The organism is Bacillus silvicola, assembly GCF_050524305.1.
Lineage (GTDB): Bacteria > Bacillota > Bacilli > Bacillales > Bacillaceae_G > Bacillus_A > Bacillus_A cereus_AT.
Map to the genome: position 1 here is coordinate 1649351 of NZ_JBNGVC010000012.1, position 22794 is coordinate 1672144.

The window sequence follows — 22794 nt, forward strand, 5'->3', positions numbered from 1 at the left end:
TCTAAACCAGCTTCTATTACTACTACTCCTTCTCACTGTTATTACAAATATGAGTTAATTTAAATATATTCTAAAACATGTTGCATGTTCCGTCAAACTAAACTGCAATTTTTTCTTCAACTGCTTCTTCTACTTTTACTCGTTTATCGTAAATACTCGTTGCAATAAGCGCTACTACAAGCATTACCATGATCGCTATAAACAATACTTCCATATTGTATATATCAACAATTGCTCCGCCAACGACCGGTCCGAACATTTTCCCTACAGTCGCCGCACTATTTACGACCCCTTGATAAAATCCTAATTTATCTTTTGGTGCAAGTATATTTGCAATGGTCGGAACTGCTGGCCATACGAATAATTCACCAATTGTTAATGTCACCATCGCAACGAGGAACATCGTAAATTGCTGCGCTTGGCTTAACACAATGAATGACGCCGCAAAAATGACAATTCCAATCATAATTTGTTGCTTTAAAGAACGCTTCATCCAGCGAATTAGCATACTAACAAGCGGCTGCGCACAAACAATCATCGCTCCGTTTATCGTCCATAATAAACTATAGTGACGAAGGCTAATATTTAATTCTTGCATATGTGTTGCGATTGCACCTTGCCACTGTACGTATGTAACCCAGCATAAAGCATATGCTACACATACGATAAGAAGTGCTTTGAATCCTGGTGTAAGCGTCCACCCTTTTTTCGTTTCGACTTCTTTTTGTACCCCTGGCTCTTTTTTGTCTTCCATACCACGGAATCCAATAAAAGCAATTAAGAAGAAAACAAAGTATAAAATAAAGTTCGCTAAGAAAATATAATCAAAACGATACGACGCAACTAAACCACCACACGCTGTTCCAATCGCAATCCCGACATTTTGTCCAACATACATCGCATTAAACGCTCGTCTTCCGCCTTCTGGCCAAACCGTACCAACCATCGCATACATCGATGGGAAGACCATTCCAGAACCGAAGCCGATTAATGCTAGCCACACAACATATAACGGCCATCCGTGGAAGAACACAAGACCTAAAATCGATACGAGTGTAATGACAATCCCTACTAAAATTGATTTATAACCGCCCCATTTATCAAATAAAACACCGCCGAGCAAGTTTCCGATTACACCAGTAAGCGAGTTGATCATTAATACCATTCCGGCCACTGATAAAGATTTTCCTAGGTGATCATGCAAATAAATTGTATTAAAAGGCCATAAAAAAGAAGCACCCGTGACATTAATAATCATCCCAGCTACTAATAGCCATACTTTCCTTGGCATAGTCTCCCCTCCTATTCTATTTTTTTCGTTCATATATAACAGTAAAATTGTAGTCGTTTTTAAATAGGAAGGCAACTGATTAATAGTTGATGAAATTCAGATAACGGCATGTCGGTGAATGAAATTATATTGATTGCCGCTTGAAAATATATCAGCGATTCTTGAAATATATCAGCGATTATTAAAATATATCGACTTACCGACAAAGAACGACATCAGTAACAATATATAAATAAAGGGAGACTACATGAATTTCACATAGTCTCCCCTATACTATCCAACTTCTTTTTCTCGCTTCGCACGTTCTTTAGCGCTCCATTTAAATATCTTATCTAATAGAGAGTATATTCTCCCAGACTCTTTCGTTAATAAAGGACCTAACGATGCCAATATTAAAACGTATAGAGCTGAGAATGGTTTAATCGTTGCCATTAAGCCACCCGCAATTCCAATATTCGCGACAATAATGGAGAATTCACCTCGTGATACAAGCGTTAAACCAATATTCGTAGACGCCTTATGGGATAATCCAGCTTTACGCCCCGCAAACATTCCAGCTGTAAAATTACCGATGAGAGTAATGAAAACTGCTCCTAATGCCAACCACACTGCTCCTCCAAGCGAAAACGGATCTATACTTAAACCGAAGCTGAAGAAAAATATGGCTCCAAAGAAGTCACGAAACGGGACGACGAGATGCTCAATTCGATCACTATGCTCTGTTTCAGAAAAAACGAGCCCTAATAATAACGCTCCAATTGCCTCAGCAACATGAATCGTTTCTGAAAATCCAGCCACAAAGAATAAAATAGCGAATATTACGATAATAAAAATTTCATTGGACGAAATATCTAATACTTTATTTAGGAACGGCGTAGCTTTTCTAGCGATTACAAAGAATAGTAGCATATACCCTACTGCGATTAACACCGATGTAAGGGCACCTATAAATGATGTTGCACCTCCGAGTACTAATCCTGAAACAACTGACAAATATACAGCTAAAAAGATATCATCAAACATAATGATTCCTAAAATTAGTTCAGTCTCTTTATTACCAGATCTTCTTAAATCAACAATTACTTTCGCTACAATTGCACTCGATGAAATTGTAATGATTCCAGCAATGATTAATGTTTCTAGTAAGGGGAAGCCCATTATATATCCATAAAGTAAGCCTAATATGAAATTAAGCGATATATGAACACTACCCCCAAAAGCAATCGACTTTCCTGATTTAATTAATTTTTTTATTGAGAATTCTAACCCTAAGTAGAATAAGAGGAATATGACGCCAACACGGCCGAGAAAGGAAATAACTTCTCCGCTTTCAATAAACCTTAAATCGATAAGTCCTAAATCAGGGGCATGGGGCCCCACTAACATACCGAGTATAATGAGAAACGGAATAATCGAGAACTTTAACTTTGCAGCGAGGATAGCTGCAAAAGCTACTAATACTAACGCAGTTCCAACTTCAAAGATTAAAGTATCCATCGATTATGAATCACCTCCTGCTGAAAGCAATTCATTAATAATTCTTTTCACTTCATGTCTTTCACCCGACAACACGAGCATATCGCCAGCTTCAATAATAGAGTCTGGACCTGGATTGAAAAATTTCTTCATATTCTTTTTCAAAATAGCAATGATTGTTACGTTATATGTTTTTCGAACACTTAAACTGCCAATTGTTTTTTGCACAACTGGTGCGTTATTTTCTACTTTAAACCATTCAATTGATAACCCTTCAAAAGCCATCTCAATTGTGTCTAAAGCTTGTGGTCTATATACCATTCCGCCTAATATAGCCGCAATTTGTCTTGCTTCAGAATCACGAAGAGAAATGCTTGAAATACTCTCATCGTGATCCGCATCAAAATGATACATTTCTCTTCGGCCATCATCATGAATAACGATAACCATTTTTTCATTACCCTTTGTTATAACTTCAAATTTACATCCAATGCCCGGTAGTTCACTCTCTCTAATATTCATATTCCCGCCTCCTAAAATTTTTTAGTTACGGCTCTTCCCTTTTTACAAATCTACATCAATCTCTGTCTTAAACTTTTCATCTTTCGAGATTCCTAAATACTTTAATGTTTCTGATGGAGTCGCGTGATGGAAATGTTTTTGCAACAGTGCGATTGCTATTCCTCTTTTATATGCATGAAATCCAAATGTTTTTCGCATTGAGTTCGTTCCAATCTTACCAAGTATTCCGACCGCTTCAGCTGCGCTATGGATAACACGATACGCTTGTTGGCGTGAGATTGAATTTGTTGTTTTGTTCGATTGAAATACGTAGTTTTCTCTTTGAATATCAAAAGATTGTACGTACGCTAAAAGCGCTTCTTTTACTTTTGTATTTAAATAAATATCTTGTTTAAACTTTTCATCTTTCACAGGAAGAGAATAAAAATCTTTAACAGTTCTATCTTCATTTAATACATCTTCAAATTTAATACTTAATAGCTCAGTAATTTTTAATCCAGTGTTAATCCCAATAACAAATAAAAGATAATCTCGCTGCGAGTGCTCTTTTAAATATTTTTTCATATCCTCAATTTGGTTTATATCTTTCAATGCCTCTACAACTTCCATACATGTTTTCTCCTCATCTTATGAACGGTAATTTTCTCATTATGTTGTCCATTTTACCTTATCATGCTATGGGATTTCCATGTCTTATCCATTATTTTTACAATATACTTCTGTGGTCTCGGCAATTTTTAATGTGGAAACTTACGATTGTACAAATACGGTGTGGTTAGAAAAAAGTGTGGGGATAAAAGGTTCAGCTTCTTTCTACAGATCGGATTCCTCCTTTCCTTATCCAGCTGCTTCTACTTTTATTTTATGTTACTTATTTATATTATATTATATATTTCAGTAACATTAAATCGTTTTTTCTGAAAATAATAAAAACCGAGCAGTTTCGCTCGGTTTTTTATTAATCTTCTTTCGGAAGAACAATTCCTTTATACAATTGAACGGTAATGAAGTAATAAATCGTGTAAATAACTACGAAAATTACGATTGGTACCCAAATACGGAAGTACGGATCGATTAAAATAAATCCGAAAATATTCATACCGACTAATACGTGAGCAATACCTACAATTGCTGGGAATAGGAATACTAAGAATAATTCTTTATAAATTGATTTTGTTAATAATTCACGGCGCACCCCGATTTTACGAAGCATTTGATAACGCGTAATATCTTTTGATGCCCCAGAAAGAATTTTAAACATTAAACAACTTGCCATCATTGCTAAGAAAGCAATTCCAAGGAAGAATCCCATAAACACCGTTCCGCTCGCAACGCCATAGAACATGTCGTAAGCTTGATATTTACTATCTAATCTTTCAGCTGCTACATTTTTATATTTATCTAGTTGCAACTCGTCAAGTTTTTTCCATTCTTTTGTGTGTGCTTCAAAATCATCTGTTTTTCCAGTAAATACGATTCCTGCTTTACCATTTACAGTATCGTACATTTTTTGATCTACAATTTTAATTGCATGATCTTCATGTACGTAGAATGGCTCGATTGTTCTGAAAGCCTCGTCCCATTGTTGTGGAAGCTCTTTAGCGTTCGCATCTTTTTCATTCATTTCTCTAGAAACTGCACCTACTGGCAGTTCCTCTGAAACTTTTTTCGTTTTTACTAAATCCTTCATCGACTTCATGTTTTCCATATCTTTTACTACAGGACGATTTTTCTCTAAATCCTCTTTTACATAGTAAACGTATTTATCATCGACTTTGTAACGATATTCGCTTTTCTCTTTAAATGTAATACCGTCTAAAATTTTCTTTTCTTCAGCAGTTGGATTATGAACTACTGAATCATATATTACGAAACCATCAACCATTTTTATAACGTTATTTTTAAACGCCATACCACCTGAAATTGCACCAGCTCCAAGAGCAACTAACATCGCTACTGTCGCAAGCACCTTTGTTAAGCTATTAATACGGAAGTTTAATTGTGCAAATGTAAAAGCATTAAGCCCTTTTTCACTACGCTTCTTATTACTTTTTAACTTTTTAATAATGACTGGAAGAAGTGATCCAAATAGCATGTAAGTACCAGCTGTTGTTGTAATTAATGCGATAAGGATTCCCATTTCTCTTAACGTTTCCATATTGATCATAGCTGCATATCCAATGCCTAATAAAATAACAGCAAGGAATGCAACTACACCTGTCATTTTTCCTTTTACTGCAACTCGCTCTGTTTGCGCATCTGCATGTACAAGTTGTAATACAGAAATACGAGATAATTTAATACTATTCATAATTGCTGATAATACAAATAGTGCAAAGAAGAAGATGCAAGTAACAGTCATAGATGGCAGATAAAATGCTTTATAACCTTCACCCGCAAATTCGAGTTGTTTCATTAATAACTGCCCGATACCTTCTGCAAGTCCTACACCAACTGCAAGTCCAACCGCAAGAGACGCAGCTCCTAATACAATTGTTTCAATAAACATAAGTAATGTAACTTTATGCTTTTTTGCTCCTAACATCATATACATACCAAACTCTTTTTGACGAAGAGATAGTAAGAAAGAGTTCGCATATAAAATATAGAAGAAGGTTATTATTGCTAGTAAAAATGAACCTGCTTGGAATACGAATCCAATAGACTTAATCACTGAATTAGATTCGATAAACGCTTCATTAAGCGCTAACGTTTGAAACATATAAAAAATTGAAATCGACATGACAAGACCGACAAGTAAAACGATATAATCTTTCAGCTTACTTTTTAGTCCTGACATGGAAAGTTTGAATAACATGCTTGTACCTCCTTTCTTACGCTTTTTGTGTACCTAAATCTGCAAGTACATCTAAAATTTCTTTATAGAATTCTTCACGCGTACCACCGCGGTGAATTTCTTTATATAGCTCACCATCTTGAATGAATAAAATGCGCTGACAGTAACTTGCACTGTAAGGATCATGCGTAACCATCATAATCGATACGCCTTGTTCTTCATTTAAGTTTGTCATCGCATCAAGTAAACTTGCTGCATTTTTAGAATCAAGCGCTCCTGTTGGCTCGTCCCCTAAAATAATTGCAGGCTCATGTACTAATGCACGTGCTGCTGCTGAACGTTGCTTTTGTCCACCAGATACTTCAGATGGATATTTTTGAAGAATTGCTGAAATACCTAACATATCTGCTACTTTTTCTACTTTCGGTCCAATATTTCGTGATGAGACACCTTGAAGAGATAATGGAAGTGCAATGTTTTCATAAATAGATAAATTCTCTAATAAATTAAAGTCTTGGAAAATGAATCCTAATTTTTGTGAACGGAAATCTGAAAGCTCTCCTTGCTTCATTTTCGTAATATCCGTACCCGCAATTTCAACAACACCACCCGTTGCTTTATCAAGCGTTGAAATTACATTTAATAATGTCGTTTTACCAGAACCAGATGGCCCCATAATTCCTACAAACTCACCCTCTTGAATTGAGAATGATACACCTTTTAACGCATGTGATTGGTTCTCACCTTTTTTACCGTACACTTTTTGGACGTTTTTCACGTCTACAACTGGTTTCGTCATATATATCCTCCTACGCTTGTTTTTCCATTACCTATTTTGCGCCTTTTGGAGAGGAACTGCTATTTGTTAACATTACATTTACCTTACACTTTTGTAATATAAAAAGATGAGTGTGTAAGGTTCATTGGGAAACGAAATTTTATTAGCGATTCGACAAGTAATATCGACTGACCGAAAAAGATGACAATAAAAAATAGACTGTTCCACAAAAGGAACAGCCCACTTCTCTCTTTATTTCTTTAAAGGTGTTACCGTCCAATACGTAACAACACGCCAAATCCATTCTAGTGGACCCATTTTAAAGATTTTCATCCAAATTACACTAAACACAATTTGAATTGCATAGATTGCGATACATACATATAACGTCTGCATGTACGTTAAGTTTCCTGCAAAGTTAAATACACTTCCTGCAATTAAAATCATTGCAGTTTGTCCAATATAATTCGTTAAAGCCATACGACCATAGTACTTCAGTGGTGCTAACAATGTTTGAACTGGTTTTAATTGAAGCAGTAAAATTAATGCTCCAACATAGAAAGCTGAAATAATTGTTCCAACTGTAATACCAATTCTTAAGAATTGGCTTGCAGCATCCATTGTCCCATCCTCATTCTCAAGTATCATATTTACAAATGGAGCAGCAGGGACGTGCCCATATTGATACCATAAAGCTACAACACTTAAAACAAACATAATGCCTGTAAAAATAGCGACTTGCTTTATTTTCGCTGAAAGATTTTCAAATACTTTATACTGCCCTGCAGCAAGCCCTAATAAAATTAAACTTAGCGGCAGAAATTCTTTCGCAGCAAGTACACTAAAGGTAATCGTCAAAATAAGACCGATTACTAAGTTCACTTCTTTTTTCACTTTATAAAACGGTAAAACGATTAACCCGTAAATTGCATATAGCGTTAACGCTTCTCCAGGTTGAAACATTTGATGAATGTAGCCCAAAATAAATAGCGCAACTACACGGCGTAAAAATAAAACATATCCATTTTTCCCCTTCGCAATCGCTCTTGAAATAAAGATATAGAATCCTACCCCAAATAAGAATGAGAAGATTGAGAAGAAACGACCTTCTACAAATAAGTATAGAAATCTTTGATAACTCGCATCCACTGTATTAGGATCTGGAATTTTAATGTTAAGTAGTGCAAGAATATTTACTAAAATAATCCCCAGTAGTGCGAAACCACGAATGTAATCTAACTCATCAATTCGTTTGTTTGTAATATTGTTCCCCATAAAGCAACTCCTTGTATAAAATTTAATCCTTCCTTACTCTACTGGAGAAGTGGGCTTATAACTATCGACAAACCTTACAGAAATCTTACATTATTGTAATATAATAAAGTGAAACTTTAATCAGCCCTCACCAATCGGGCGTCTACGGGCAGCCCGACTCCCATCTAACTTCTTTGCTCCAGCCGAATTTTGAGGTGGGAGTCTTACTGCCCACAAATAGCGGGATAAAATAAAACCAGGTCATATTGCGACCTGGTCTACTCTGATTGCTTCGATTTTTGAGGTTGTCCTTTTTTACTGTTACGCTGTTTCACTTGAACAACTGGATCAAGCTCATTTGAAAATTCAGCGTTATGCCCATTTTGCGTTTTTTGCTCTGGGTTATTTTGATCTGAACGTTTCGCCATTACATTCACTCCTTATTAGTGCGGTGTAATAATCATTTGATGTTGCAATTGGCGAATTGCCATACGTGCTCTATTTAACTGCTCACGTTGCTCATCATTTGCATGTTGTTGCATCGTTTGTAAATCGTTATATGCTTGTTCTAATTGTAACTGCGCATCTCCATACTCCAACGTATTGTAATGCTCTTGTCTCATACCAAGATCTAATTGTTCTTTCGCATATTCCACCGCTTGTTCCGCTTGTGTAATATACGATTCAAGTGATTGACGCTCTGCCATAATTGTCCCTCCTTGCTTCAATTCCCCTTTAGTGTGTCCCTTCCATCTCTACCTTATGAGTATGTTATAATGGATTTTGTTTCATTTTGACTCGGCCTAGGAGGGAAAGTAATGAAGGTTCAAAACCCTTTTCCATATACAAACGACAATAAACGTTATCATACATGGAATTACCATTTACGAAATGAATTTGGTGAAAAAATCTTTAAAGTTTCATTAGATGCTGGCTTCGATTGTCCGAACCGTGACGGTACAGTAGCTTATGGCGGTTGTACATTTTGCAGTGCTGCCGGATCTGGTGACTTCGCTGGTGATCGCCGCGATGATGTTATAACGCAATATCATGAAATGAAAGAAAAAATGCGCTCAAAGTGGAAAGATGGAAAATGTATCGCTTATTTCCAAGCGTACACAAATACACATGCACCACTTGAAGTGTTAAAAGAAAAATTCGAACCGCTTCTAGCAGAAAAAGACGTTGTCGGTCTTTCTATCGCAACTCGTCCAGATTGCTTACCAGACGATGTCGTTGAATATTTAGCGGACTTAAATAAACGCACGTACCTTTGGGTTGAACTCGGATTACAAACTGTTCATGAACGAACTGCAAACCTTATTAATCGCGCTCACGATTATCCGTCTTATGTGGAAGGTGTTAATAAATTACGCAAGCATGGCATTCGAGTTTGTTCTCATATTATTAACGGTCTTCCACTTGAAGATTACGACATGATGATGGAAACAGCTCGTGAAGTAGCGAAGCTTGACGTACAAGGAATTAAAATTCATTTACTTCATTTATTAAAAGGAACGCCGATGGTGAAGCAATATGAAAAAGGACAACTAGAATTCCTTTCTCTTGAGGATTATGTAAGTCTCGTTGTTGACCAACTTGAAATTATTCCAGAAGACGTAATTGTGCACCGCATCACAGGTGACGGTCCACCTGATTTAATGATCGGCCCAATGTGGAGCTTAAATAAATGGGAAGTATTAAATTCCATCGATGCAGAATTTGTACGCCGCGGAAGCTGGCAAGGAAAATATGCAAATGAGGAGAAACAAAAATGAAATTAGAGCGTGTATTACCGTTTGCTCGCACGCTGCTGCAAACGGCTGTTAAAGAAGGAGATTACGCTGTAGACGCAACACTCGGCAATGGTCATGACACTTGCTTCCTAGCTGAAATCGTTGGAGATAACGGAAAAGTATTTGGATTTGATATTCAAAAAGAAGCAATCGAAAGCTCTACTATCCGTCTAAAAGAAAAAGGACTTTTTGAACGTACTGTTTTAGTTCACGATAGTCACGATACACTTGTATCCGTATTACCAGAAGATGCAAAAGGAAAAGTAACAGGCGCAATCTTCAACTTAGGTTACCTTCCTGGCGGAGACAAACATATCGTCACAAAACCGAACTCAACAATCTCGGCTATCGAACAATTATTAGACGTAATGGCACCAGAAGGTATCATCGTCCTTGTCATTTACCACGGACACCCAGAAGGACAAGTAGAACGCGACGCTGTTCTCAAATTTGCAGAAGAACTAGATCAAAAACAAGCTCACGTTTTGCGATACGGCTTCATTAACCAGCAAAATAATCCGCCATTTATTGTGGCGATTGAGAAACGATAATATATCAACGATTCGACACAACATAACAAAAAAAGACATGCATTCACTGCACGTCTTTTTCTTATTCTCCTATATAATGGATATATATAATATTGGAAGAAAGAAGGCTGGAACTTTGCTAGTAGAACTAAGGGGAATTCAAAAGAAGTACGACAAATCACTCATACTAGACAACATTGATTTATCCATTCCAGAAGGCGAAGCACTCGCTATTATTGGTGGGAACGGGACTGGAAAAAGTACTTTACTCAAAATAATTGCAGGATTTATTTCACCTACAGCAGGGACACTTCAAAAAAAAGAACACATACAAATCGGCTATGTACCTGAACATTTTCCTGAAGGGATTCGTTTTACATTAGAAGATTATTTATATCATCTCGGCCATATTCACGGTTTATCAACAAAATATTTAAGAAATAAAATTCCGATACTCCTTGAATCTTTTCACTTACATTATGCAAGGCATTCCGTTGTACGAAACTTTTCAAAAGGTATGAAACAAAAAACAGGCATTATGCAAGCATTACTTACAGACGTCCATTTATTAATTTTGGATGAACCTCTTTCTGGTCTCGATCCTAACTCTCAGCAAGAACTAGAGCACATTTTACTTTCATTAAAACAACAAGGTATATCAGTACTCTTCACATGTCACGAAAAACAACTACTAAAAAACTTCGCCGATAGAATTGTGACGTTAGCTAATCATACAATTTCGGAAGACGCCTCTGTGCAAAAATCAACAGAACAAGTCTATATTGAGGCAATCGTTCACGAAACATTTTCAGCGATAGAACTACAACAGCAATTAGGATGTATACACGTTACACACAATTCAAATCAAAACCTCATTCAATTACAAATCGAAAAAGAGTATACAAACGAAATGCTTCAGTTTTTATTACATAAAAAAGCATCTATCACACTGCTACAATCTAATTTTTAAATCGAAAGAAGGTTTATTATGTTCGCGCTTATTCGTTACCATTTTCTCGACTACACAAAATCGTATAAGTACATTCCTCCTATTGCAATGTACTGTATAAGCTTACTTTTTGTATATACATATAAGCCGCCCCCTATTGTACCGACATATTTAGAAACAGCACTCGCACTTTATTTATTATCTGCCTGGATTACGGTCACAATTTTTCATACTGAAGACCCTGTACAAGAACAAATCACTATTTCACACACAAATAATATTTCTGCATTATACGTTGGTAAATATATTACGGCTCTCCTCATTTGTACTGTGTTATCTTTTATATCCGTAATCTACCCAATTATTTTGCAAATGTTTAATGAAAAAATGACAGCTTCTTTATTTCTAGTCGGATTTCTCGCTCATATGTCTTTCTCTATACTAGGGATTTCAATCGCGACATTATTTACAAGAAATATTATTCAAAAAGCAAGTACTGCTTGGCTTAGCCTTACATTTATATTACTTATAACGATTGCATCTATACGATTTAAAAAAGAGTTACTATGGTTTTTACCACCTGTCGAAAGCTTTCTAATGCTTGGACAATACAAATATAATATACTTACTCATACTCTCTGGCTCACAGCTTGGGCTATCGTCTATTCATTTTTATTACTTACTTTATTTCTTTTTCTCGTTCGCAGAAAACGTTTTTGATTACATATTAAAGGAGACGAAACAATGATTGGAATACTAGCAGGAATGGGTCCAAAATCAACTGGACCATTCGTTGATACAGTTATAGCAGGGTGCCAAACAATATACGGAGCAAAGCATGATATGGACTTTCCTCATATGATGATTTATTCTTGTCCAACGCCCTTTTACATGGATCGCCCTATTGAACATGCGGCGATGAAAAAAGCAATTATTGAAGGGGCACAAAAACTTGAAAGTACTGGCGTAGAATTTATCGCTATGCCGTGTAATACGGCGCATCTTTATTTTGAAGAATTACAGCGTTCTCTTTCTATCCCAATTTTAAATATAGTCGATGAAACGTTAAAAGCAATTCCTGAAAATACAAAAAGAGTCGCTCTTCTCGCAACAGAAGCAACTGTTCAAGCTGTGATTTACCAAGACGGCATTGCAAAGCGTAATATAGAGTACATTCACCATGAAAAATGGCAAGAAATGATTAATCAAATTATTACTTGTATTAAATCTGGAGAAATTGAAGAAGCTCGTGAATTGTGGAATACACTCGTTTTACAATTGCGAGTTGAAGTTGATACCGCTATTATTGCATGTACTGATTTGAATGTAGTCGCGAGTGAGAATTTTGTCGATTCCGCTCAATGTCTTGCTGAAGCGGTTGTTAGAATGTATGTAGAAAATATAAGGAGGTCCAAATGAATATACCTTTTGAAATGGGATACACATTTGATGAAAATCTTAGAGAAAAACCTATATCCCTTGCTGAAATGAAGCAAGGGATTGTATTTTTGAAAGAGCATTTACATAAAGGACCGTTATATGGAAAAAACTGCGGATTAATCGGTGTTTATGAACGAATCGCTGGCAACCTTTCTGACAGTAAGTATTACTTACAGGAGGCGATTGAATATTACACACAAACAGACAACATCCAAGGGATTTTTATTAACAAACTTCGTCTCGCACATACATATCATTGGGAAAGAAAATTTCCTGCTGCAAATGTACTCTTTATCGAACTTCTACAAACACTACCCGACTTACCTAATTATGAGGACTTCTTCTACCAACATTACGGAAAAAGTAAATTGGATGAGGGCGACTTCCACACCGCCCTTACTTATTTTCAAAAGGCACTTCAAATCAGGATACAAAAAGGAAATGAAGAGCTGATTCACTCAACTAAGCTTTGTATTACGTATTGTATGTCTCGCCGATAAAAATCCCCAAAACTTTTAACTTTCTTCACAATTCTTTCAAAGTATCCACACTTAATCTCGCTATATTAAATAAGTAGTTTATTCATATAGGGAAGGTTAGGGGAACTGAAAGTATGAAACAAAATCGTTCGCTTCATTATATTTTTTGGCGTTGGCATTTTTATGCTGGACTTTTTATTACGCCGCTTCTTATTACTTTGTCACTGAGCGGAATTGGGTATTTATTTCGGGAAGAAGTTGAGGATTTCATCTATAAAGATTTATATTTCGGGAAGAGCACCCAAACAGAATCTATTTCGATGTCTGATTCGCTTTTCTTAACAGAGAAAAAATATCCACATTATAGCGTGGCGAAAATTAGTGAGTTTAATGGGGATTATAATACGAGACTTACGATTGCAAATGAATATACTGGGCAACAAAAATATGTGTATTTAGATAGTAATAATCAAATTGTTGGGGATCAAAACGCAAGTGAAACGTTTGCTAATATAATGCGCGAATTGCATAGTTCTCTTTTAGTTGGTGGCACTGTCGTCAACTATACTGTAGAACTTGCGGCATGCTGGACAATCTTTTTAATTGTGACTGGGTTGTATATGAGTATACGCCAATTCAAAAACACACCGGCATCCAATAAGCGAGAAAAGGCAAAACGACGTCATTCTATTATCGGTATTATATTTACAATTCCTCTCGTTTTGTTAGTCGCATCTGGATTGCCGTGGTCAGGATTTATGGGTAACCAAATTTATAAAATTGCATCGTCGAATGAATCGCTCGGATATCCAAAGTTGTATATGGCACCGCCTGAATCGAAGGTAAAAGAATTGCCGTGGGCAACAAGAAAAGAAGCTCCTCCTGAATCTAATTCAAATGAGCCAAAAGCAATTTCAGTTGATACATTACAAAAAGGAATTGTAATAAAAAAGCCATATGTTATTTCACTACCAGCTGATCCGAAAGGTGTATTCACCGTTTCGAAATCGAGCGGTTCTGGTATTACGGGTATGCACGTCGCACCAAATGAAGAAATAACAGCTTACTTTGATCAATATAGCGGAGAACTCATTTCCAAAACGGACTATCGTGATTATGGCTTATTGGCACAATGGTTCACTTACGGTATCCCGCTTCATGAAGGTCATTTATTCGGATGGCCAAATAAAATATTATGCTTACTAACGACATTATCTTTATTACTTCTCATTTATTACGGAATAAAAATGTGGTTAGCAAGAAGGCCGAAAGGAAAATTAGCAGCCCCTCCAAAGCAAAGAGATAAGAAAAGTATATTCGTTTTCTTTGTCATGATGGTTATACTAGGCGCTGTCATGCCTTTATTCGGACTATCTGTTTTAGTTATTTTCACAATTGAACTTCTCATATACGTATTTTCAAAAATACAATCATAATAAAAAGAAAACCACTCTATATGAGTGGTTTTCTTCATCACTGCGCCATTTTCTTTCGGTACATCTTCCCGTTCCAGTAGAAGAATCGTGAAGTGAGCCCTCCGTATTTTACAATGCGCCGTGCCATTTTGTTCATATTCTTTTGTGCTGATACTTTTTGATCTGATAAATAAATACCAAGTAGGCCTCGGCTTATGAGACGATGAAACTTCGCATGAGGCAAATCACCAATGCTCTTCTCTGCTTCTTCAACAAAATGTTTCATACGATCTAATATAGCTTGCTCGTTTTCATAATAACTACAGAAATTCAAATCTCCGCCGATACGGTCTTCTTCTTGATCAATGAAATAATCAAGTAAAATGTGAAGTCCTTGTACGTAAGGAAAGTATCCTTGTCTAATTTTCACAATATCTTCTTCATGTAACTCATCATGAAATGCATATGCTACAAGACAGAAAATTCCAAGCGTAGAACCTGCACATGCTGAAAACTCAAACCAGCTCATTTCAGGTAAGTTTTCTTTATGCGCTTCAAACCATGTTTTTAAGCGTGGTTCTCTTTCTTCTAACTTCACGTGTTTATGAATTTGCAAATCACAATAATAACAAGCAAGCTCATGAAGAATTGGAGCAATTTTGTCATAATGCTTCGTTTTCTTTAAAACATCCTGACATGTTTCAACGAGCTCATCTAAATAACCACCATCATCTTGATCATCACGATAACGATAATAGTTACCGCCTCCTTCAACTTCAGGACTTAATGCCATTACCATCGACTCATGAAGAGCCGCAAAGTCTTTCGGGTCAAGTGATGTACTACGATCACATAAATTATCTAAGTAGTCGCTAATCGTTTGATACGCTACAATAAAACGAATACATTCCTCACGATGTTCATTTGCTAGCAGCGCTAAAATACCACCGCCTTCGCAATGAAACGTTTTATTTTCAATACTTGCGATCGCTTGACTATGAAGCTCGTCATTCGGAATATGGTAGGCACGCTCTTTCCACATCGCTAGCTCATGGTGTACAACCGGAAACACATCACGGTATACTTTGGCCATGAGCGTTATGGGATTACTCGGTACGTTCACTTCTTCCTTCATCTCCTCTATTAAATGTACAAATAATAATTTATTTGTTTGTTTCTACTATATTATTGACACGTATTTCAGTAAATGACTGAATATAATTCAAAATTTCATCACGCTCATACTCATTTAATAACTCATGATAACAATTAGGCCATTCCTTATATGCCTTATCACTCATTTTAACATTATCAAACCATGTGCGGACACGTGTTTTATCTACAAGTTTATCCTCACATGCCTGCATTAGCAAGAGCGGAACATCTGGAAAATCATCTATTTTCTCATGAGCAATCTCGATAGACTTAATTAATTCACTATACCAACGCACTGATACTTTACGCAAGAACAATGAATCATTCTCCATCGCATCCCTCACTTCATGATTGCGAGTTGACATTTCTACGGTGAGATTTGTTGCAAATTGTAACTTCGGGGCAACGATATTTAATATTTTTGAAGCAGCACGAAGCGGAGCGGAGGGTGCAGCTAATACTCCTAAACAAGGCGAGCTTAGTACAATCCCATCTATGTCCTCTCTTTTCGTTTCTTGCATCATACGAATAACGACAAGTCCTCCCATACTATGACCAAATAAAAAAATAGGCAATCTATATTTTCTTGCTTCTTTCACCCATAACTTTATTTCCTTTATGTATTCATCAAATGAGTCGATATGTCCTCTATTTCTTGAAGTTGTTCCGTGTGCTGGAAGATCGCCCATAACGACGTGATAACCGATATGATTCCACATTTCTGCAACCGCTTCATAACGCCCATGATATTCCATAGCACCATGCACGATAATAATGACGGCTTTCGCTTCTTCCGCTTCATAGTTCCACATACGAAACTCCTCCATTTCACTCTTTTTCATAATTTGATACACTAAAACTAGTCTCTAGGAAAGGAAGGCCTTACATGATATATCCTTATAAAGAAAAAAATCCCAAAATTGCGAGTAGTGCTTTTATCGCTGACTATGTTACTATTACAGGCGATGTTTCAATTGGTGAGGAATCAAGTATTTGGTTTAATACAGTCATCCGTGGTGATGTATCACCGACAATAATTGGTGACAGAGTAAATGTACAAGATCAGTGTACACTCCACCAAAGCCCGCAGTATCCTCTTATTTTAGAAGATGACGTTACCGTTGGGCACCAAGTTATTTTACATAGCTGCAAAATCGAAAAAGATGCTTTAATTGGAATGGGATCTATCATATTAGATGGTGCTGAAATTGGTGAAGGAGCTTTCATCGGTGCTGGAAGTCTCGTTTCACAAGGAAAGAAAATCCCTCCTAATACGTTAGCTTTCGGTCGTCCTGCTAAGGTCATTCGCGAATTAACAGAAGCAGACCGTAAAGATATGGAACGTATCCGCACACAATACGTTGAAAAAGGACAATATTATAAATCGTTACAAAAATGATTTTATCGCTGCCATAAGATTGGCAGCTTTTTTTATGAAAAAATCTAACTTTTTCTTTACAAAACATTATTATTCCCTCAATAAAATCTTATTAAAATAGAAGTTAATAACTCCATATATATGTAAATGAGGGAGGAAAAATCTCATGAAGGTCAGTGGACTATATAAAATAGAATGTTACATTTTCAAAGGAATTAATCGCTACTTTGATCAAAAAACATTAAACATCTTTTTCAGCAATATTACCCATATCGGTGGTGCTACTTTCTCAATCGCACTCACACTTTTCTTTTTAATTTTCGCAACAGGGAATTTGCATCAAGCTGCAATTGCAACTGCTATTTCTTTAACGATTAGCCATATTCCCGTGCAAATATTAAAAAGATGGTATCCACGAAAACGTCCATATTTGACAATTCAAGATGCGAAATATCCAATTCATCCATTAAAAGATCATTCTTTTCCATCCGGACATACAACGGCTGTTTTCTCTGTCCTCATTCCATTTATTTGCTATAATCCAAGCTTACTTGCTTTTCTATTACCGCTAGCGCTATGCGTCGGTATTTCCCGTATTTATTTAGGGCTTCATTATCCGTCAGATGTATTTGTAGGCATGTGCCTCGGCACTTGCTCTGGCATCATCTCTTTTTATCAACTCATTCCACTCATGTAAAGGAGCGATATGATGAGAGTCGCCATATTTACCGATACATTTACACCACAAGTCAACGGAGTGGCGAAAACTTTGGAACGTTTAACCAAATATCTCCAAAAAGAAAATATCGCCTATTCTGTTTTCGCCCCTCAGCATACGGCAGAAGATAATTTCGTAGCGAATGTAAATAAAATGAGAAGTATCCCGTTAACAATATTATATCCAGAATGTCGCTTTGCCTTTCCTACTCCGCGCATTAAGCGGGAACTTCTTACCTTTAAACCCGATATCATTCATATTGCTACGCCTTTCAATATGGGACTTTGTGGGTTATATTATGCAAAAAAGTTAAATATCCCGGTTGTCGGTTCTTATCATACTGATTTTGATGCCTATTTACGCTATTACAAAATCGAATTTCTCTCCAATATGCTATGGAACTATTTAAAGTGGTTTCATAGTCATATGCAAAAAAACTTTGTTCCTTCTCCTGAAACATTACATCAATTAAAGAAAAAAGGATTTCAACAGCTCTATATTTGGGGACGTGGTGTAGATTGCACCCTCTTTCATCCCACTTACAATAAAGACCTATTCCGAAAAAAATATAATATTACATCTAAGTATGTCCTTTCCTATATTGGAAGGATTGCTCCTGAAAAAGATATTGATACGCTGCAAAATCTTATCGTTAAATCAGCGCATTCTCTAGACGACATTCATTGGCTCATCGCAGGAGACGGGCCTCTAGCAACAAATTTGCGTGAAGCTGTTCCGAAAACAAATGTCACTTTTACTGGATATTTACAGGGCACGGATTTAGCTGAAGCATATGCTTGTTCTCATGTGATGGTATTTCCATCAGCTACTGAAACGTTCGGAAATGTCGTACTTGAATCATTTGCATGCGGTACACCTGTCATCGGAGCAAATAGTGGCGGGGTTAAAAATATTATTACAGATGGAAAAACGGGAATTCTTTGTCCACCAAAAGATACAGATTCCTTTCTATCCTCCATTAATTCTTTATTGCAAAATGAAGATCAACTTATGCAAATGGGCATAGCAGCTTCGTCTTATGCTAAATCAAAAAGCTGGGATGAGATCTTTCGTGGCTTACTTGACCAATATGAAGAAGTCCTTCAGCACACTGCATCAGAATTACTCGCTTAAACAGAAAAACTCCCTTCAAAGAACGAAGGGAGTTTATTACATGGTCATAAATTTTAGTTTAATAAATGATACATAAGGTTAAATATTGCATTATTTCTATATTTATTATAACAAAAATAAACATAACTAAACAGACTTGTAACAAAAAACCATAAAAATTAATATATGGTTATACAGTATTTTTTACTGTATGGTGATTTTAAGAAATTCCCCTTAAAATCAATTTACTCACATATCTTTATACAGTAATTGTTCCCCAATTTCTGTATATCAAAAAACCTTTCATTCATTTGAAAGGTCTTTTTGAGCCTGCACATATTCTTCTTTCGTATTCACATTTATAAACCAATCTGCGTTCGCTTGTACATCTTCACCGGCAACATATTTCACATTACATTGTGATAAAAGCTGGCCCATACTTCTTTTTTCTTCCTGAAGTAAAGCGTAAATCTTTTCTTTCACGCGATTATGGTACGCTGCAAGTAACGGTTGTTTTCTTCCATTAATAATAGGTACAATCGCATCATATTCATTACTCGTTTGCTCTAGTAAAATGGTAAACCATTCTTGCGAAACATTTGGCGCATCGCAAGGCATAATAGCGTACCAATCTGCTTCTATATATTCCATTCCTGATACAATTCCAGCAAGTGGTCCATTTCCTTTATAATGCGGAATATCTTCTATAACAGGAACTTGTACGAATTGCTCTACTCGCTCTTTTATATCGGAGTGACTAATGACTACAACTTCTTGCAACGCAGTTGTCATCACTTTCACAATATGCTCAACGAAAGTAGTCCCCTTCCAAATCGCTAACGCTTTCGGCTCACCAAATCTACTCGACATACCGCCCGCTAATACAATTCCAGTGTGCTTACTCATTGGCGATGCAGCTCAAATGTAATATGGCCTAATTCCGGTAAAATTAATTTATTCATCGCAAGGCGAACTGCTCCGCTAGATCCCGGCATCGAAAAGACTACTTTACGCCCAATTGTACCGCCAATTGCTCTACTTAACATTGCGCTACTTCCGATATCTTCTAAGTAACTTATCATACGGAACAACTCACCAAACCCGACGATTTCTTTATCTAATAGAACTGACACTGCTTCAATCGTTACATCACGTTTCGTAATACCAGTACCGCCATTTGTTAACACGACATCAACATCTTCCCTGTGATAACCAGCTAACACCGCTTGCTGAATACTTTCTTTATCATCTTTCACAATTTCATAAGAGGTCACTTTATGTCCTGCTTCTATTAATAATGCATGTAACAATTGACCACTCTTATCCGTCTCTTCCGTACGTGTATCGGAAATCGTCACGATCTTGCAACGCACTTCTTTTGGAGCTTGTTTTTTATGTTCAGTTACGCTCATTTTTTATCTTTCCTTTCTTAAAGACTTTTCTTCATTTTATCATACATATCTTTACACAATTATGTATGAAGCCAACGATGCATCATGATACAATATAAGTATATACACCCACAAAAAGGAAAATGAAAATTATTTATACTCCTAGACTTCACATCATTAGCTACTCTTTAACTCCCCTTATATTTTCTACATAGTAGATTTTATTTTAAAACTTACATTATAAAATAATTTGGAGGTTCACACACTATGGAACTATACAAAAAATTAACAACAACATTCATCCTCTTATTCGTCGCTTCCATTACTGTCGGTTTTTCGCTAAAAGGCGCGATTCCATATGCTACATTAATAAGCATTATATTCGCAACACTCTTTTTACTATGCAGTGCATTTTGCGCAGGAAAAGCACGTCAGATAAAGCAATGATTGCATATGTTCCGTAAGAAACCGACAATTTGTAAATCATGTAAAAAGGAAATACAAACGTATGAAAAAGTATATTGAGCTAGACGGAGAAGTGTATTGCAACTCATGCATCCAAATCATAAATAAAACCAAATAAAAAAAGCTTTGCGCACACAGCGCAAAGCTTTTTTTCATATATTATAGACCAGCTTGCTCTTTTAAAGTAGCTGCTTTGTCTGTACGTTCCCATGAAAGATCTACATCAGTACGTCCGAAGTGGCCGTAAGCTGCTGTTTGTTTGTAAATTGGGCGACGTAAGTCTAGCATTTTAATAATACCAGCTGGGCGAAGATCGAAGTTGTTACGAACTAGTTCTACTAGTACGTCTTCAGATACTTTACCAGTGCCAAATGTATCAACTGAAATTGATACTGGTTGCGCTACGCCGATTGCGTATGCAAGTTGTACTTCTGCTTTGTCAGCAAGACCAGCTGCTACGATGTTTTTCGCAACATAACGAGCTGCATATGCTGCTGAACGGTCAACTTTCGTTGCATCTTTACCAGAGAATGCACCGCCACCGTGGCGAGCGTATCCACCGTAAGTATCAACGATGATTTTACGTCCTGTTAAACCAGCATCACCTTGTGGTCCACCAATTACGAAGCGGCCAGTTGGGTTAATGAAGAATTTCGTTTCTCCATCCATTAATTCTGCTGGAACTACAGCTTTAATTACATGCTCTTTTAAATCGCGATCGATTTCTTCCCATGTAACATCTGGATGATGCTGTGTAGAAATTACAATTGTATCTACACGTACAGGTTTACCATTTTCATCATACTCAACTGTAACTTGCGTTTTTCCATCCGGACGTAAGTATGATAAAGTGTCATCTTTACGTACTTCAGTTAAACGACGAGCTAATTTGTGAGCAAGCGAGATTGGAAGTGGCATTAATTCTTGTGTTTCATTACATGCGAAGCCAAACATTAAACCTTGGTCTCCTGCACCAATTGCCTCAATCTCAGCGTCAGTCATTTGACCTTCGCGTGCTTCTAGTGCTTGGTCAACACCCATAGCGATGTCAGCAGATTGCTCATCGATAGATGTTAAAACTGCACAAGTTTCTGCATCGAATCCATATTTTGCGCGTGTGTAACCAATGCCTTGAATTGTTTCACGAACGATTTTCGGAATATCTACATAAGTAGAAGTCGTAATTTCCCCCGCTACCAATACTAAACCAGTTGTTACAGTTGTTTCACAAGCTACACGTGCATTTGCGTCCTTTGATAAGATCGCATCTAAAATTGAATCAGAAATTTGGTCACAAATTTTATCTGGATGTCCTTCAGTTACAGACTCAGATGTGAACAGATGACGTTTTTTTGTCATGTGGTAAACCTCCCTACAGTAATTGTATATATTGTACGGAACTCATCCTTAATTTGCCACAAACTGCGACATACATTTATTCTCCCACACAAGCATACAGAAAAACCTTTCCTACTTTACATAGAGGAAAGGTTTAATTTGCTACTTGCATACTGCTTTTTGCCCTTTGCTCTTATCGTTCGAGACCATTAGCCTCGCACAGGTTTTAGCACCTATTCACCTGTATTTACCACTACAAGTGAGGTTGCTGGGCTTCATCGGGCCTGTCCCTCCGCCAGCTCGGGATAAGAGAGTATCCGTCCCAACCTATACTAAAGAAATGATATTCATTTGTCAATTAATATTCACATTTTCCTGAAAGTTTTTCTCAATACGTATTAGGATGAAATATTAATAAGGAACTAATCCATTCACACAAACAAAAATAAATAAATAGTATACATTATTTATATAATTGTGTTATACTCTTGATGGGGATTACGAGAAAT

General features: G+C 36.6%; 25 protein-coding genes, 1 riboswitch and 1 other annotated feature (1 of these 27 running past the window's edge). Of the genes, 11 read left to right on the forward strand and 14 right to left on the reverse strand.

Going from position 1 to position 22794, the window contains the following annotated elements; genetic code table 11:
* Nucleotides 1-45: a binding site (T-box leader), on the reverse strand; it reaches 174 nt to the left of the window's first position.
* A gap of 52 nt (nucleotides 46-97) precedes the next feature.
* The 9 genes from ACP6L7_RS20575 to ACP6L7_RS20615 all read right to left on the reverse strand — a co-directional run bounded on the left by ACP6L7_RS20575 (nucleotide 98) and on the right by ACP6L7_RS20615 (nucleotide 8825).
* On the reverse strand, nucleotides 98-1291 hold the full coding sequence (locus ACP6L7_RS20575; protein WP_097829616.1) for an MDR family MFS transporter: 1194 nt from the start codon (nucleotides 1289-1291) through the stop codon (nucleotides 98-100).
* Between the two features lie 273 nt (nucleotides 1292-1564).
* The gene (locus ACP6L7_RS20580; RefSeq protein WP_097829615.1) at nucleotides 1565-2788 is read right to left on the reverse strand and encodes a cation:proton antiporter; all 1224 of its coding nucleotides are present in this window, start codon (nucleotides 2786-2788) and stop codon (nucleotides 1565-1567) included.
* 3 nt (nucleotides 2789-2791) lie between these two features.
* Nucleotides 2792-3289 (reverse strand): cation:proton antiporter regulatory subunit, encoded by a 498-nt coding sequence (locus tag ACP6L7_RS20585; protein WP_071771091.1) that lies wholly within the window; start codon nucleotides 3287-3289, stop codon nucleotides 2792-2794.
* 42 nt (nucleotides 3290-3331) lie between these two features.
* Nucleotides 3332-3898 carry a tyrosine-type recombinase/integrase gene (locus tag ACP6L7_RS20590; RefSeq protein WP_097829614.1) on the reverse strand — a complete coding sequence of 189 codons (567 nt, stop codon included), beginning with the start codon at nucleotides 3896-3898 and terminating at the stop codon, nucleotides 3332-3334.
* Between the two features lie 349 nt (nucleotides 3899-4247).
* Complete coding sequence (locus ACP6L7_RS20595) at nucleotides 4248-6107, reverse strand: FtsX-like permease family protein (protein WP_097829612.1); 1860 nt, start codon at nucleotides 6105-6107, stop codon at nucleotides 4248-4250.
* A 16-nt stretch (nucleotides 6108-6123) separates the two neighbouring features.
* Nucleotides 6124-6885, reverse strand: coding sequence for an ABC transporter ATP-binding protein (locus ACP6L7_RS20600; protein WP_016106411.1), 762 nt, complete (start codon nucleotides 6883-6885; stop codon nucleotides 6124-6126).
* 231 nt (nucleotides 6886-7116) lie between these two features.
* The gene (locus ACP6L7_RS20605; RefSeq protein WP_097829611.1) at nucleotides 7117-8139 is read right to left on the reverse strand and encodes a DUF418 domain-containing protein; all 1023 of its coding nucleotides are present in this window, start codon (nucleotides 8137-8139) and stop codon (nucleotides 7117-7119) included.
* 257 nt (nucleotides 8140-8396) lie between these two features.
* Nucleotides 8397-8546 carry a hypothetical protein gene (locus tag ACP6L7_RS20610; RefSeq protein ID WP_001129344.1) on the reverse strand — a complete coding sequence of 50 codons (150 nt, stop codon included), beginning with the start codon at nucleotides 8544-8546 and terminating at the stop codon, nucleotides 8397-8399.
* Between the two features lie 15 nt (nucleotides 8547-8561).
* Nucleotides 8562-8825 carry a YtzC family protein gene (locus tag ACP6L7_RS20615; protein ID WP_061676783.1) on the reverse strand — a complete coding sequence of 88 codons (264 nt, stop codon included), beginning with the start codon at nucleotides 8823-8825 and terminating at the stop codon, nucleotides 8562-8564.
* A gap of 111 nt (nucleotides 8826-8936) precedes the next feature.
* Here ACP6L7_RS20615 and mnmL point away from each other — a divergent pair, with 111 nt between their 5' ends.
* From mnmL to ACP6L7_RS20650, 7 genes are all read left to right on the forward strand, one after another.
* Nucleotides 8937-9896: a tRNA modification radical SAM protein MnmL/YtqA gene (gene mnmL, locus ACP6L7_RS20620; RefSeq protein ID WP_000868033.1), complete on the forward strand. Its 960-nt coding sequence runs from the start codon at nucleotides 8937-8939 to the stop codon at nucleotides 9894-9896.
* Nucleotides 9893-10465, forward strand: a complete 573-nt coding sequence (gene mnmM, locus ACP6L7_RS20625; RefSeq protein WP_097829610.1) for a tRNA 5-(aminomethyl)-2-thiouridylate-methyltransferase MnmM — start codon at nucleotides 9893-9895, stop codon at nucleotides 10463-10465. Before mnmL ends, mnmM begins: the two co-directional genes overlap by 4 nt.
* A 115-nt stretch (nucleotides 10466-10580) precedes the next feature.
* Complete coding sequence (locus ACP6L7_RS20630) at nucleotides 10581-11414, forward strand: ABC transporter ATP-binding protein (protein ID WP_097829609.1); 834 nt, start codon at nucleotides 10581-10583, stop codon at nucleotides 11412-11414.
* An 18-nt stretch (nucleotides 11415-11432) separates the two neighbouring features.
* Nucleotides 11433-12113, forward strand: coding sequence for an ABC transporter permease (locus ACP6L7_RS20635; RefSeq protein WP_097829608.1), 681 nt, complete (start codon nucleotides 11433-11435; stop codon nucleotides 12111-12113).
* A gap of 24 nt (nucleotides 12114-12137) precedes the next feature.
* A complete protein-coding gene (locus ACP6L7_RS20640; protein WP_097829607.1) occupies nucleotides 12138-12812 on the forward strand; it encodes an aspartate/glutamate racemase family protein in 675 nt (224 codons plus the stop codon).
* A complete protein-coding gene (locus ACP6L7_RS20645; RefSeq protein ID WP_071744442.1) occupies nucleotides 12809-13333 on the forward strand; it encodes a tetratricopeptide repeat protein in 525 nt (174 codons plus the stop codon). The genes ACP6L7_RS20640 and ACP6L7_RS20645 overlap by 4 nt, the downstream gene beginning before the upstream one ends.
* 113 nt (nucleotides 13334-13446) lie before the next feature.
* Nucleotides 13447-14748, forward strand: a complete 1302-nt coding sequence (locus tag ACP6L7_RS20650) for a PepSY-associated TM helix domain-containing protein (RefSeq protein WP_097829606.1) — start codon at nucleotides 13447-13449, stop codon at nucleotides 14746-14748.
* A gap of 37 nt (nucleotides 14749-14785) precedes the next feature.
* On the opposite strand, the gene ACP6L7_RS20655 is transcribed toward ACP6L7_RS20650, so the two are convergent.
* Both ACP6L7_RS20655 and ACP6L7_RS20660 read right to left on the reverse strand, forming a co-directional pair.
* Nucleotides 14786-15850, reverse strand: coding sequence for a tetraprenyl-beta-curcumene synthase family protein (locus tag ACP6L7_RS20655; RefSeq protein ID WP_141533501.1), 1065 nt, complete (start codon nucleotides 15848-15850; stop codon nucleotides 14786-14788).
* Between the two features lie 40 nt (nucleotides 15851-15890).
* Nucleotides 15891-16694 carry an alpha/beta hydrolase gene (locus ACP6L7_RS20660; RefSeq protein WP_097829604.1) on the reverse strand — a complete coding sequence of 268 codons (804 nt, stop codon included), beginning with the start codon at nucleotides 16692-16694 and terminating at the stop codon, nucleotides 15891-15893.
* A gap of 74 nt (nucleotides 16695-16768) precedes the next feature.
* Between ACP6L7_RS20660 and ACP6L7_RS20665 the strand changes: the two genes are divergently transcribed.
* The 3 genes from ACP6L7_RS20665 to ACP6L7_RS20675 all read left to right on the forward strand — a co-directional run bounded on the left by ACP6L7_RS20665 (nucleotide 16769) and on the right by ACP6L7_RS20675 (nucleotide 19112).
* Nucleotides 16769-17281 carry a gamma carbonic anhydrase gene (locus ACP6L7_RS20665; RefSeq protein WP_097829603.1) on the forward strand — a complete coding sequence of 171 codons (513 nt, stop codon included), beginning with the start codon at nucleotides 16769-16771 and terminating at the stop codon, nucleotides 17279-17281.
* Between the two features lie 145 nt (nucleotides 17282-17426).
* The gene (locus tag ACP6L7_RS20670) at nucleotides 17427-17957 is read left to right on the forward strand and encodes a phosphatase PAP2 family protein (protein WP_097829602.1); all 531 of its coding nucleotides are present in this window, start codon (nucleotides 17427-17429) and stop codon (nucleotides 17955-17957) included.
* Nucleotides 17958-17969: 12 nt separating this feature from the next.
* Nucleotides 17970-19112 (forward strand): glycosyltransferase family 4 protein, encoded by a 1143-nt coding sequence (locus tag ACP6L7_RS20675; protein ID WP_097829601.1) that lies wholly within the window; start codon nucleotides 17970-17972, stop codon nucleotides 19110-19112.
* A 282-nt stretch (nucleotides 19113-19394) separates the two neighbouring features.
* Here ACP6L7_RS20675 and ACP6L7_RS20680 read toward each other — a convergent pair whose 3' ends face one another.
* Both ACP6L7_RS20680 and ACP6L7_RS20685 read right to left on the reverse strand, forming a co-directional pair.
* Nucleotides 19395-19997, reverse strand: a complete 603-nt coding sequence (locus ACP6L7_RS20680; protein ID WP_097829600.1) for a molybdenum cofactor guanylyltransferase — start codon at nucleotides 19995-19997, stop codon at nucleotides 19395-19397.
* The gene (locus tag ACP6L7_RS20685; protein WP_002015669.1) at nucleotides 19994-20503 is read right to left on the reverse strand and encodes a MogA/MoaB family molybdenum cofactor biosynthesis protein; all 510 of its coding nucleotides are present in this window, start codon (nucleotides 20501-20503) and stop codon (nucleotides 19994-19996) included. The genes ACP6L7_RS20680 and ACP6L7_RS20685 overlap by 4 nt, the downstream gene beginning before the upstream one ends.
* Before the next feature lie 246 nt (nucleotides 20504-20749).
* On the opposite strand from ACP6L7_RS20685, the gene ACP6L7_RS20690 reads away from it, so the two are divergent.
* On the forward strand, nucleotides 20750-20929 hold the full coding sequence (locus ACP6L7_RS20690) for a hypothetical protein (RefSeq protein WP_097829599.1): 180 nt from the start codon (nucleotides 20750-20752) through the stop codon (nucleotides 20927-20929).
* 177 nt (nucleotides 20930-21106) lie between these two features.
* Here ACP6L7_RS20690 and metK read toward each other — a convergent pair whose 3' ends face one another.
* Nucleotides 21107-22306 (reverse strand): methionine adenosyltransferase, encoded by a 1200-nt coding sequence (metK, locus tag ACP6L7_RS20695; RefSeq protein ID WP_097829598.1) that lies wholly within the window; start codon nucleotides 22304-22306, stop codon nucleotides 21107-21109.
* A 169-nt stretch (nucleotides 22307-22475) separates the two neighbouring features.
* Nucleotides 22476-22597: riboswitch (SAM riboswitch) on the reverse strand.
* Nucleotides 22598-22794 lie beyond the last annotated feature (197 nt).